This is a genomic window from Virgisporangium aliadipatigenens (assembly GCF_016863615.1).
Classification (GTDB): Bacteria; Actinomycetota; Actinomycetes; order Mycobacteriales; family Micromonosporaceae; genus Virgisporangium; species Virgisporangium aliadipatigenens.
Map to the genome: position 1 here is coordinate 115811 of NZ_BOPF01000020.1, position 12990 is coordinate 128800.

8 protein-coding genes are annotated in these 12990 nt (G+C 72.0%); 6 read left to right on the forward strand and 2 right to left on the reverse strand.

Annotation, left to right across the window (positions count from 1 at the left end; all coding sequences use genetic code 11):
• Window position 1: 1 nt before the first annotated feature.
• The 4 genes from Val02_RS26105 to Val02_RS26120 all read left to right on the forward strand — a co-directional run bounded on the left by Val02_RS26105 (window position 2) and on the right by Val02_RS26120 (window position 5682).
• Entirely contained in the window at window positions 2–1504 is a 1503-nt protein-coding gene (locus tag Val02_RS26105) for an alkaline phosphatase PhoX (RefSeq protein WP_203901849.1), read from the forward strand.
• 65 nt (window positions 1505–1569) lie between these two features.
• Entirely contained in the window at window positions 1570–2424 is an 855-nt protein-coding gene (locus Val02_RS26110; RefSeq protein ID WP_203901850.1) for a dioxygenase family protein, read from the forward strand.
• Between the two features lie 248 nt (window positions 2425–2672).
• Window positions 2673–3584 carry a sugar phosphate isomerase/epimerase family protein gene (locus Val02_RS26115; protein ID WP_203901851.1) on the forward strand — a complete coding sequence of 304 codons (912 nt, stop codon included), beginning with the start codon at window positions 2673–2675 and terminating at the stop codon, window positions 3582–3584.
• Window positions 3585–3594: 10 nt separating this feature from the next.
• A complete protein-coding gene (locus tag Val02_RS26120; RefSeq protein ID WP_203901852.1) occupies window positions 3595–5682 on the forward strand; it encodes a PQQ-dependent sugar dehydrogenase in 2088 nt (695 codons plus the stop codon).
• A 47-nt stretch (window positions 5683–5729) separates the two neighbouring features.
• On the opposite strand, the gene Val02_RS26125 is transcribed toward Val02_RS26120, so the two are convergent.
• Together Val02_RS26125 and Val02_RS26130 are read right to left on the reverse strand one after the other, a co-directional pair.
• Window positions 5730–6542, reverse strand: a complete 813-nt coding sequence (locus Val02_RS26125) for a helix-turn-helix domain-containing protein (protein ID WP_203901853.1) — start codon at window positions 6540–6542, stop codon at window positions 5730–5732.
• A gap of 76 nt (window positions 6543–6618) precedes the next feature.
• Entirely contained in the window at window positions 6619–7587 is a 969-nt protein-coding gene (locus Val02_RS26130) for a TauD/TfdA family dioxygenase (protein ID WP_239153331.1), read from the reverse strand.
• A gap of 462 nt (window positions 7588–8049) precedes the next feature.
• Between Val02_RS26130 and Val02_RS26135 the strand changes: the two genes are divergently transcribed.
• Both Val02_RS26135 and Val02_RS26140 read left to right on the forward strand, forming a co-directional pair.
• A complete protein-coding gene (locus tag Val02_RS26135) occupies window positions 8050–9297 on the forward strand; it encodes an ATP-grasp domain-containing protein (RefSeq protein ID WP_203901854.1) in 1248 nt (415 codons plus the stop codon).
• Window positions 9298–9299: 2 nt separating this feature from the next.
• Window positions 9300–12989, forward strand: a complete 3690-nt coding sequence (locus Val02_RS26140; RefSeq protein ID WP_203901855.1) for a non-ribosomal peptide synthetase — start codon at window positions 9300–9302, stop codon at window positions 12987–12989.
• Window position 12990 lies beyond the last annotated feature (1 nt).

A 12990-nucleotide genomic window follows, 5' to 3' on the forward strand; every position in this document is an offset into this window, starting at 1 on the left:
GATGGACATCAGTCGTCGTATGTTCCTGGCCGGTGGGGCCGCCGCCACGGGTGGCACGCTCTTCGCCTCGGCCATCCTCTCCGGCATCGACTCCGCCGCCGCCGCGTCGACGCCCCCGCGCACCGGTGCCGACCCCGACGGCTACACCGGGGGCTACGGGCCGCTGCGGCCGGTCGCCGCGGCCGACGAGCCGGGCGCCGAGTACTTCGCCCTGCCGGCCGGGTTCAGCTACGTCGTGTTCGGCAAGACCGGCACGCCGATGGTCAGCGACCCGTCGCAACGCAACCCGAGCAGCCACGACGGGATGGCCGCGTTCCACGGGCCCGGGCCCACGATCCGGCTGACCCGCAACCAGGAGGACCGCAACGCACCCGGCGAGGGCACCGTCGGCGGGCCGTCCGCGACCCGGTACGACCCGCTCGCGGGCGGCGGCGTGACCGTGCTCGACTACGACCCGCGCACCCGCCGCGTGGTGCGCGACTTCATCGGCGTCAACGGCACCCACGTCAACTGCGCGGGCGGGATCGCCTGGCGGCACGCCGGCTGGCTCACCTGCGAGGAGACGGTCGCCGGCCCCGCCGACGGCTACGGCCGAAAACACGGCTACGTCTTCCTCGTCCCGATCGGCGCCCGCGCCACCGCCCGGGCCGAGCCGCTCACCGCCATGGGCCGCTTCTCGCACGAGGCCGTCGCGACCGACCGTCGCACCGGCGTCGTGTACCTCACCGAGGACGCCGGATCCGGTCGCGGCAGCGGCTTCTACCGGTTCCTGCCCAGGGACCCGGCCCGGCTCTCGCGCGGCGGACGGTTGCAGATCCTGTCGCTCAAGGGACGTCCCCGGACCGATCTGAGGGAACGCCAGAAGCCCGGCCGCTGGCTCCCCGTGGTGTGGCGGGACATCGACGACCCCGATCCGGATCCCGTCATCGAGGCCGAACTGCCCGGCGCCACAAGCGTCTTCGCGCAGGGCTGGGCGGCCGGCGGGGCCAAGTTCAACCGGCTGGAGGGCGTCTGGGCCGCCGAGCGCAGCTTCTTCATCGCCTCGACCAGCGGCGGCGACGCCAAGAACGGCGACGTCAACGCCGACGGGTACGCCGAGGGCTACGGCCAGATCTGGGAGTACGCGCCGGGCGAGCACGACGGCGACGGCGGGCAGTTGCGGCTGGCGTTCGAGTCGCCGGGCGGCTCGGTGCTCGACAGCCCGGACAACCTCACCGTCAGCCCCCAGGGCAACCTGCTGATCTGCGAGGACGACGCCGGCAGCGTGGACGGCGACACGCATCCGCTGGCGCCCGGGCTGGTCGACGTCAACCGGCTCATCGGGTTGACCCGCTCGGGGCGCACCTTCGAGTTCCTGGTCAACCGCTTCAGCACCAGCGAGCTGGCCGGTGCGTGCTTCAGCCCCGACGGCCAGACCCTGTTCGTGAACGTCTACGGCACCGCGGACGCGGGCAGCGGCTTCACGGCGGCGATCACCGGGCCGTGGCGGCGCGGCGTGCTGTGAACCCTCCCAGAAATCCGGCAGGGGGCACACAGCCGGCTCCCAGGTAGCGGGTCGAGCCTGACGGCATGGGACCACGTTACGAGGGGCGCCCCCTGCCCCGGCCGGATGCGGAACCGGTCGACCAGGGGCTGGCGTTCGATCTCGGCACCCTGGTCGACCGGCGGCGGGTGCTGCGGATGTTCGGGCTCGGCGTCGCCGTGGCGGGGCTCGCGGCGTGCACCGACGACCCCTCGGCGGGAGGCTCTTCTTCCGGCGGGTCCACCTCGGCTGCGGGCGAGATCCCCGAGGAGACGGCCGGCCCCTACCCCGGCGACGGGTCCAACGGGCCGGATGTGCTGGAGCGCAGCGGCATCATCCGCGGCGACATCCGGTCGAGCTTCGACGGCGCGCCGGGCACGGCCGAGGGGGTCCTCCTGACCCTCGAACTGTCCATTGTGGACATGGCGGGCGGGAAGCCGTTCGACGGAACGGCCGTGTATGTCTGGCACTGCGACCGCGAGGGCCGGTACTCGATGTACTCCGACGGCGTCCGGGACCGCAACTACCTGCGCGGCGTGCAGGTCGCGGACACCGCGGGGAAGGTCAGCTTCACCAGCGTCTTCCCGGGCTGCTACACCGGCCGCTGGCCGCACGTGCACTTCGAGGTGTACCCCGACGCGGCGAGCATCACCGACGCCACCAGGGCGATCGCGACGTCGCAGGTGGCGCTGCCGAAGGAGGCCTGCGACGCGGTCTACGCCCGGCCGGGCTACGAACGTTCCGGGCCGGCCCTGGCGCGGGTGAGCCTGGGCGGCGACGGCGTCTTCGGCGACGACGGCGGCGCGGCGCAGCTCGGCACGGCGACCGGTGACGTCGGCGGCGGGTACACGGTGGCGCTCACGGTGAACGTCGACACCCGCACCGCGCCCGGCCGAGGATGACTCCGCGTAGGTAAGTCCGGCTCTGACCAAATGGGCAGAGGACTTCTGTTCGCCGCGACACAACTTTTGTTCGCGGCGAACATGTCGTACGGTGGGCCAACCAATAGACGAATGCACATGAACGAAAGTCGCACTCCGGCGCATCCGCGTGGCCCGCCATCGACGCCGATCGCTCAACGCTGCCACGCGTCCGCGTCGTCCCAACCGACTGGAGGCAGTGCAGCATGGCCCAAGACCGTCAACCGTCCATGACCCGACGCGGGGTCCTCGCCGCGGGAGCCGCCACTGCCGCGGTGGCCGTGACCACCGCGTCTCCGGCCTCGGCCGGCGTTCCACAGCCCGACGGCGGACCGGGCGGCAATCCGCACCGGGTGCCGCGCGACAAGATCAGCGTTCAGCTGTACACCCTGCGCAACCAGCTGCAGATCGATCTCGACGGCAGCCTCCGCGAACTGCGCCGCATCGGCTACACCCGGGTCGAGCACGCCGGCTTCGTCGGCCGCACCGCGCAGCAGTTCCGCGCCGCGCTCGACGCCGCCGGGCTCAAGGCGACCTCCGGGCACGTCGGCATCCCGCAGCCGTTCGACGCCGCCACCTGGCAGCGCGCGCTCGAGGACGCCAACATCGTCGGCAACAAGTACATCGTGCACCCGTACTTCGGTACCGACGCCAACGGGCCGATCCGCAACGGCGCCGTCTACCGGGCGTTCGCCAAGGATCTCAACCGCGCCGGCGAACTGGCCCGCCGGGCCGGCCTCGACTTCGGCTACCACAACCACCACAACGAGTTCCTGCGCCAGGACGGCGGCAACCGCACCGGGTTCGACATCCTGACCGCCGAGACCGACCCGCGGTTCGTGCACCTGGAGGTGGACCTCTTCTGGGCGTGGCGCGGCACGGCCGACCCGGTGGACCTGATCCAGAAGCACCGCGGCCGGATCCGCCAGGTGCACGTCAAGGACTACGACACCAACGCGAGCTTCGCCGACCCGGGCTCGGGTCTGATCGACTTCGGCCGCATCTTCCGGCACGCGCGCGAGGCCGGCCTGGTCGAGTACATCGTCGAACGCGACGACGCGGGCAGCCCGCCACGCACCCCCGCACAGGCGCTGGAGACCGCCCAGAACGGTTTCCGCTACCTCGACACCCTGCGCTTCTAGGGGGTATCCGATGAGGCGTCTCGCGTTCCTCGCCGCCCTGTCCACTGTGGTCGGTTCGATCGTGGTGGCCACCCCCGCCGTGGCCGCACCGCAGGCGGACCCGCCCTCCGACGGCCAGTTCCAGAAGGTCACCCTCAACGACTTCCCCGGCGAGCCGATGAGCCTCGCCGTCCTGCCCGACCGGCGCGTGCTGCACACGGCGCGCACCGGCGAGGTCCGCATCCACGACCCGCGCACCGGCACCAACCGGCTCGCGGCCGACGTGCCCGTCTACGAGCACGACGAGGAGGGGCTGCAGGGCATCGCCATCGACCCGGACTTCGGGCGCAACCACTGGGTCTACCTGTACTACTCCCCGCCGCTGAACACGCCCACCGACGACCCGTCGACGCCGAACGTCAACGAGGGCGACGCGCCGCTCAACGGCACCGAGGCCGACTGGGCGCGCTTCCGGGGCTACCTCCAGCTGTCCCGCTTCAAGCTGCGCGGCGACACGCTCGACCTGACCAGCGAGCAGAAGATCATCCAGGTCGACACCGACCGCGGCATCTGCTGCCACGTCGGCGGCCAGATCGACTTCGACAGCAAGGGCAACCTGTACCTGTCGACCGGCGACGACAGCAACCCGTTCGCGTCGAACGGGTATGTGCCGATCGACGAGCGGCCGGACCGCAATCCCGCCTACGACGCCCAGCGCACCAGCGCCAACACGAACGACCTGCGCGGCAAGCTGCTGCGCATCACGGTCGGGCGGGACGGCGGCTACACGGTGCCCGAGGGCAACCTGTTCCGGCCGGGCGCCCCGAAGACCCGTCCCGAGATCTACGCGATGGGGCTGCGCAACCCGTTCCGCTTCGCGGTCGACCGGCGCACCGACACGGTGTACGTCGGCGACTACTCGCCGGACGCCAACGCTGCCAACCCGGCGCGCGGGCCGGCCGGCCACGGCCGCTGGCTCTCGATCGAACGCCCGGCAAACTACGGCTGGCCGTACTGCGTCAGCCCGTCGCAGCCGTACATCGACTACGACTTCGCGACCGGCACGTCGGGGGCGCCGTTCAACTGCGCGGCGCCGGTGAACAACTCGCCGCGCAACACCGGCCGGACCAACCTGCCGCCGGTGGCCGAGCCCGAGATCGCGTACACCTACGCGGCCTCGACGCAGTGGCCGGAGCTGGAGAGCGGTGGGATCGGCCCGATGGGCGGGCCGGCGTACCGGTTCGACCGGAACAACCCGTCGCCGACGAAGTGGCCCCAGTACTACGACGGCAAGCCGCTGTTCTACGAGTGGACGCGGGACTACGTGAAGGAGTTCCAGCTCGACCGGCGCGGTGACGTGAAGGCCATCCGGCCGGTGCTCGACTCGCTCGTCTTCGACAACCCGATGGACCTGGAGTTCGGCCCCGACGGTGCGCTCTACGTGCTCGAGTACGGCGACGGCTACTTCGCCGAGAACCCGGACGCGCAACTGTCCCGGTTCGACTTCGTGCGCGGCAACCGCACGCCGATCCCGAAGATCTCCGCGAACCCGACGATCGGCCTGGCCCCGCTGACGGTGCAGTTCTCCAGCGCCGGCACGACGGATCCGGACGGCGACCGGCTGCGCTACGCGTGGGACTTCGACTCCAACGGCACCGTCGACTCGCGCGATCCCAACCCGAGCTGGACGTACACCGCCAACGGCCGCTACACGCCGACGGTCAACGTCACGGACAGCACGGGCAGATCCGCGGCGGCGCAGATGCAGTTGCTCGTCGGGCCGCGCGCGCCGGTGGTGACGTTCGTCAGACCCGTTACGGGACAAGCGTTCCAGTTCGGTGACACGGTCCAGTTCGAGGTGCAGGTGGTCGACGACGAGCCGATCGACTGCGCGCGCGTCACGGTCACCTACATCCTGGGCCATGACGAGCACGGCCATCCGCTGTCCGAGGCGCACGGCTGCACCGGAAGCATCCCGACGTTCCTGGATCCGGGGCACGGCGGCGCGGACGACCTGACCGCGGTGTTCGTGGCGGAGTACACGGACGCGCCGAGCGATCCGGGCACGCCGCCGCAGAGCGGTCGGGCCGAAGTGGTGCTCGAACCGTCCGACGGCTGACCGACTGAGGCAGGCGCCTCCGGTCCGCACCAGGGACCGGAGGCGCTTCAGCGGCTCTGCGACTCGCGCAACGCGATCTGGTAGCCGAGCTGGAACGTGGTGTGCGCCCGGTAATCCTTCTTCAGCCGGGTGATCCGCTTGGCGAACGTGCGGTCGCTGATACCCAGCCGCCGCGCGATCACCCGCCCCGTCTCGCCGTCGACCAGCATCCGGATGATGAGCTTCTGCACCGGCGTCGTGATGTTCTGCGTGGCGTGCGGGAGGTAGGGATCGGCGCGCTGCCACGCGCGGTCGAACAGGTCGGCGAAATAGCCGACGAGCGCCGGATGCCGGATGTGCGCGACGGTGGGGCGTTCGGCGTCGACGGCGAGGAACGCCACGTCGCGGTCGACGACGATGAGCCGCCCGGGGAACTCGTCGATGGTGCGCACCTCGGCGCCGGCGGCGGTCGCCTCCTTGACGTACGCCGCGACGCCCTGGTCGTGCCGGGCGGTGTGCTGGTACAGGACCCGCGTCACGGCGCCGCGGCCCACGGTGCGCCCCGGAACGGGATCGTCGGCGCCGGGCATCGCGTCGGCCTGCGCGACGAGCACCTCCTTGCGGCAGCGCCGCACGGCTTCGTCGACGCGGCGGTCGCACATCGTTCCCTCGAAGATCTCGACGGTCGCCGGCTCCGCACCCGCGCCCGGACGCATCTCCGCCGGGAGCCGCCAGCCGGGCGGAGCGGCGGACGGGACCCGGCGGGAGCGCGGACGCACGTGCGGCAGCACTAATCCGATGTCGTCCTGGTCCGCGCCGTCGCCGCCCGGCCCACCGGGAGCGACCTGTCCACCTTGACCGACCACGAAAACCGTGCCCATCTGTTTCCCCCGTGTCATGGATATCAGTGCGCGGGTGCGCGATTGCGTGCGGCCGCACGGCCGCGGGGTCCGGCCGTCACGCCATGGCGACCAGGATTCGACGCGCTCCGGTAAAGGGCTGTCGCCCATGCGCCATCAACATGTTGTTGATAACCATGATGTCGCCAGGTTGCCACGGCAGCGCGAGACTGACCTCGTCGTAGACGGCCCCGATCTCCTTGATCACCTCGTCCGGGATGGGTGAACCGTCGGCGAGGTAGGCGTTGCGCGGCAGGTCCTCCTCGGCGTACAGCGCGGTGAGCGCCTCCCGCACCTCGGGTTCGAGGGCGGCGACGTGGAACAGGTTGGCCTGGTTGAACCACACTTCGGCGCCGGTGTGCGGCTCGGTGGCGAACGCCGGGCGCGGGTGGCGGGTGCGCAGCCCGTCCTCGGTCCACTCGAACCGGAAGCCGTGCGTGCGGCAGTACTCCTCGACGGCGGCCCGGTCCTCGGTCTGGAACGACTCCTGCCAGCTGAGCCCGAGCCCCTCGCGGAACGTGCGCGAATAGACGATCCCGGGCGCGAACAACTCACGCGTGCGGTCGGAGATCCGGCGCAACACCTGGCGGCTGTCGGCGATCGGCGTCGCCCCACCGGTCTGCGCGGCGGTGTGACAGAAGAAGAACAGCAGGTCCGGCCAGGCGCTGGCGTAGGAGTTCTCGTTGTGCATCGGAATGGACTGGTCGGCCGGATATTCGGTCGAGGTGTAGATGTTGCCGCTCAGCGCGGTGCGCGGCGTGGAGCGCTCGGTGTATTCGAGCGGATCGCCGCCCACGATGAGCACGATTTCCCGGAACGCGTCGACGTCGATCGGAAATCCGCGCAGCAGGTAGGCGCCGTGCTCCTCGAGCCCTTTCCGCAGCTCGGCCCGGTGTTCCCGGACCCATTCCTTCGAATCCTCACAGTTTTCCTTGAGGTCGAGAATTCGAATCGACGTGTAGCCATTTCCGGCCACGCGTTCGGGAACGCCGTCGAGAATTCGCGCAGCCTCCATCGAACCGGTCATCGAAAAGATTCCTCCCGTGTCGGCGAAGCGATCAAGCACGCTCCGCGACCACTGTAGCCACGGAGGGAGGCGTCGTCACCACTGTAAATATGCGGTCAAAATCGGGCACACTGCGCCGTCTCGCCGGAAAGTGCACGCCGGTCGCCGTTCTGACGGGACGGGACACTGAACCGCTAAATCGCAGGCCACCTAAATGGTTGGCAGCCCCGGATGTTAACTACGCGACACGCCACAAGCGGCCACGGGGGACAGGAAAGTGCACGTGCACAAAATTGACCCCTGTCCTTCTGTCGACGCTGCGCCAAAGCGGGTGGAACCATCGGGTCACCGCGCTGATCTTCCGCACCGGAACTTAACCGCGCGGTTCACCCGGAATCAGGGACCTCGGGTCCACGGGCATCCACACGCCCGTTTCCGCCGGTGAGCGGAGCCCGCTGGATCCACGGACAGGAACGGGGCAGCGTGAGACCACTTCTGATCATCGTCTACGACCTGGGCGCGGCCGGCCCGGCCGACCTGGTCGCGGCGGCGCGCGACGTGTGCGACGTCGTGTTCGTCGCCGACCCGCGCAGCCGGCACGTCGCCGACAACCTCGCCGTGCTGCGCGCCGCCGCACCGGTCGTCGAGGCGCCGCCCGACCCGCGCGCCGTCGCCGACGCGGTGAAGGTGCTGCGGCCGGCCGGCGTCACGACGTTCAGCGAGTCGCGGATCGGGCTCACCGCGGCAGTGGCCGACCTGCTCGGACTCCCCTACCACGCACCGGCCACCGCGGCGGCCCTCGCCGACAAGGCCGCGCAGCGCGAGGCGTTGGCGCGGGCGGGTGTGCCGAGCGCGCGGCACCGGGCGATCGCCGGCCGCGAGGGGTTCCTCGACGCGGTGGCGGCCGTCGGGTTGCCCGCCGTGCTCAAGCCCCGGCAGGGCGCGGGCAGCGTCGACGTGCGACGGCTGGACACCCTCCAGGACTGCACCCGGGCCGCGAACGACCTCGGCGCCGGGTACGTCCTGGAGGAGCTGCTCGTCGGCGATCCGACCGCCGCCGGACCCGGCTTCGGCGACTACGTCTCTGTCGAGTCGGTCGTGCACGACGGGGAGATCCGTCATGTGGCCGTCACCGGCAAGTTCCCGCTCGCGGCGGGGTTCCGGGAGACGGGGCAGTTCCTGCCCGCGACGCTCGCGCCGGCGCTCGCCGACCGGGTGACCGCCACGGCCGGGCACGCCCTGCGCGCGCTCGACGTGCGCGACGGCGTCACCCACACCGAGCTGAAGCTGACCCCGTCCGGGCCACGGATCATCGAGGTCAACGGCCGGGCCGGCGGCTACGTGTCGGACCTGCTGCGCCGCTGCACCGGCTACGACCTGCTGGGCGCCGCGATGCGCAGCGCGGTCGGCCGCGCGCCGGAGACGACGGTCGGGCCGCCGCGGCAGGTGGCCTTCCGCCGCTATCTCGCGGCACCGCCCGGGCGGGTGGTGCTGACCGCACTCGACGGGCCGGACCGGGTGGCCGCGCTGCCCGGGGTGACACACGTCGAGATCCGGGCCGGCATCGGCCAGGTGCTCGACTCCCGCAACGGCACCCAGGACTGCCTCGGCGTGGTGTACGGGCGGGCCACGGACCACGACGCGCTGCGGCGCCTGGTCGAGGAGATGGACGCACTGGTGGACGCGCGGTACGAGCACGTGTCCGCCCCGCTCCAGCCGACGGGGGTGTGAGCGTGGACGAGAACGTGACCCGCGGGATCCCCTTCGCCCACGCCCGCCGCCCCGAAGCGCCGGGCCGCCTTACCGGGACCCCGGCTCGGATCCGGATCGCCGCCGGGCTGCCGGAGGGGGCGGACGCCGACGCGGTGGCGCCCGCGCTCCTCGCTCTGCTGCGCAAGTACTCCGGCAACCCGACCGCCGAGATCGACTACGCCGGCCGCGGACCGCTGCGCGTCACCATGGCCCCGGAGCGGACCCTCGGCGCACACGCCGACGCCGTGGCCGACGCGATCCGCCGGGTCGCCGGCCCGGTCGGCGGCACGGGCATCGCCCTGTTCACCGGCCCGGCGCCGGCCGAAACGCCCGGCACACCGACCGCCGAGACGCCGGACCCGCCGACCGCCGGGCCCGGCGAGCCGGGTGCGCCGGCCGGCGACGCGGGCAGCACCGCCGGCTACGAGCTGGTGCTGCGCGTCGCGCACGGGGACGCCGGCCCGACGCTGCACCTCGACGCGGACGCGGGCGTTCTGGACCGGGCGGACGCCGCTCGGATCCGCGGGCATCTCCTGCACCTGATCCGGCTGCTGCGCACCGCCCCGGAGCTGCGGCTCGACGAGGTGGACCTGCTCAAGGCAGCCGAACGCAAGCAGATCGACGCCTGGTCGACCGGCACCGCGCGGCCCTACCCCAGGGACAGCGCCATCTACCCGCTCTTCGCCGAGCAGGTGGCCGCCCGGCCGGACGCGCCCGCCGTCGTGCACGGCGACACCGTGCTGACCTATCGGGAGTTGGACGCCCGCGCGACCGAACTCGCCGCCGCGCTCGCCGCGCACGGGGTGGTGCCGGGCGACCGGGTCGGGTTGATGTTCGGCAAGGTGCCGGAGTGGGTCGTGGCGACGCTGGCCGTCCTGCGCGCCGGGGCGGCGTACGTGCCGGTCGACCCGGACTTCCCCGCCGACCGACGGGAGTTCATCCTCGCCGACAGCGGGAGCCGGGTGCTGGTCACCGCCGACATGGTCGACGCGCGCACCACCGCCGCCGCCCCCGACGTCGCGACGCGCGCCACCGACGGCGCCTATGTCATGTACACCTCCGGCACGACGGGCCGGCCGAAGGGCGTTCTGATCAACCAGCGGGCCGTCGTGCGCCTCGTGAAGAACAGCACCTTCGCCACCCTGAACGCCGACACGAGGATCCTGCAGACCGGGGCGATCGGCTTCGACGCGGCGACGTTCGAGCTGTGGGGGGCGCTGCTCAACGGCGGCACGCTGGTCCTCGTCCCCGAATCCACCATCCTGGACGCCGCGAAGCTGGGCCACGCGATCGGGCACCACGGCATCACGTGCATGTGGCTGACCGCGCCGCTGTTCCACCAGCTGGTCGACCAGGACGCGACGGCGTTCCGAGGGCTGGCGGAGGTGCTGGTCGGCGGCGACGTGCTCTCCCACCCGCACATCGCGCGGGCGATGCGCGCCTGTCCCGGGCTGCGGGTGATCAACGGGTACGGGCCGACGGAGAACACCACCTTCTCGGCCACGCACCTGATCACCGCCCCACCGGTGGAGCGCATCCCGATCGGCACGCCGGTCACCAACTCCACCGCCTTCGTGCTCGACTGCGACGGCCGGCCGCAGCCCGTGGGCGTTCCCGGAGAACTGCTCGTGGGTGGCGACGGCCTGAGCGACGGCTACCTCAACCGCCCGGAACTCGAGGCAGAACGCTTCGTCACCCACGGGAACGGACGCCTGTACCGCACCGGCGACCTGGTGGCCTGGCGTCCCGACGGCACGCTCGACTTCCTCGGCCGGGTCGACCAGCAGGTGAAGATCCGCGGTTTCCGGGTGGAGCCGGGCGAGGTGGAGAACCACCTGATCGCCCTGCCCTACATCCGCGAGGCGGCCGTCCTGGCGCGGACCCGCCCGGACGGCGTGGAGAAGTACCTGTGCGCCTACGTCACCGCCGAGCGGAACCTGGCGCCGGGCGAGGTGGCCGGCGCGCTGCGCGCCCGCGTGCCGGCCTACCTGGTGCCGGCCGTGGTGGTGCAGGTGCCCGCGATGCCGTTGAACCGCAACGGAAAGGTCGACCGCGGTGTGCTCGCGGCGCTGCCGGAGACCGGCCCGCAGGCGCGCACCGATCTGGTGGCGCCGCGCGACGAGGTGGAGCGCGCGCTCGCCGACCTGTGGGAGCGGGTGCTCGGCGACACGGCCGTCGGCGTCACCGACGACATCGTGGAGCTGGGCGTGACGTCGCTGACCGCGGCGGTGTTCGCGGCCCGGGCGCAGCACCGTTTCGGCGCCTGGCTGGACACCGCGGAGGTGTTGACGCATCGCACGGTCGAGGCGCTGGCCCGCCGCATCGACGGGCACACCGGCGAGGACGAGGCGGCCCCGGCCCTCACGCCGGCGCCGCACCGGGCGCTGTACCCGATCACGCCGCAGCAGCACGGCATCTACGTCGAGCAGGTCAAGGATCCGGGGGCAACGCACTACAACATCCCCGTTCTGGTGGAGACGTCCGCACCGATCGACGCGGGCCGTCTCCAGCACGCCGTCGACGTTCTGGTCGAACGCCATGAGAGCCTGCGGACCACGTTCGTGCACCTGTCCGGGACGACCTATCAGCGGGTGCACGACGCGATGCCGGTGCCGGTCGAGGAGCTGCCGGCGGCGCTGCGCGACTTCGTGCGGCCGTTCGACCTGGTGGAGGGGCCGCTGCTGCGCGTCGGGCGGCGCGGCGGGCGGCTCATGCTGGACGTGCACCACATCGTGGCCGACGGCGTCGCCGTGGACGTTCTGCTCGACGAGCTGAGCACGGCGTACGACGGCGGCGCCCTGGATCCGGTCGCCGTGCGCTACCGGGACTACGCGGTGTGGCGCGTCGAGGCGGCCGACGCCTGGATCGAACGCCACCAGAAGCCCTTCTGGGCAAGGGATTTCGCCGCCGTGCGGCCGGACCTGCCGACCGACCTGCCCCGCCCGCCGTTGCGCGGCACCGCGGGTGCCCGGTGGGAGTTCGACGTCGGCGCCGGGCGCACGGCCGCCCTGAGCGAACTGGCCCGCCGCAGCGGCGCGACGCCGTTCCACGCGCTCGCCTCGGTGCACGCGCTCTTCCTCGCCGAGGCGACCGGTGGCGACGAGGTGTCGTTCGGGACGCCGGCCGGCGGGCGCACGCTGCCCGGCACCGAACGGGTCGTCGGCATGTTCGCCAACACCCTGTGCCTGTCGGTGCCGATCGTGCCGGCGGAGCCGTTCACCGAGCTGGTGCGCCGCGCCGGCGAACAGGTGCTCGGGGCGCTGCGCAACCAGGACCACCCGTTCGACCGCCTGGTGCAGGAGTCGAACGCACCACGCGACTACAGCCGCAATCCCCTGTTCGACGCGATGCTCGGCTTCCAGGACACGTCGGCCACCGATGCCCGGCAGGTCCTCGGCGGGCACGCGCGGGCGCTCGATTCCGCCAACCGGCACACCATGTTCGACCTGAACCTGCAGATCTACGACGACGGCGGGAGCTGGCGGGGGGTGTGGGCGTACCGCACCGACCTGTTCCTGGACGACACGGTGCGGGCGTTCGCGGATCGCCTGCTGGCGCTCATCGACGCCGTCGTCGCCGCACCCGACACACCCGTAGGCGAACTCATCGGCCGAACCCGGGTCTTCGCCACGACCGTTCCCATCGACTTCGACTTCGCCCACGAGAGCTGAC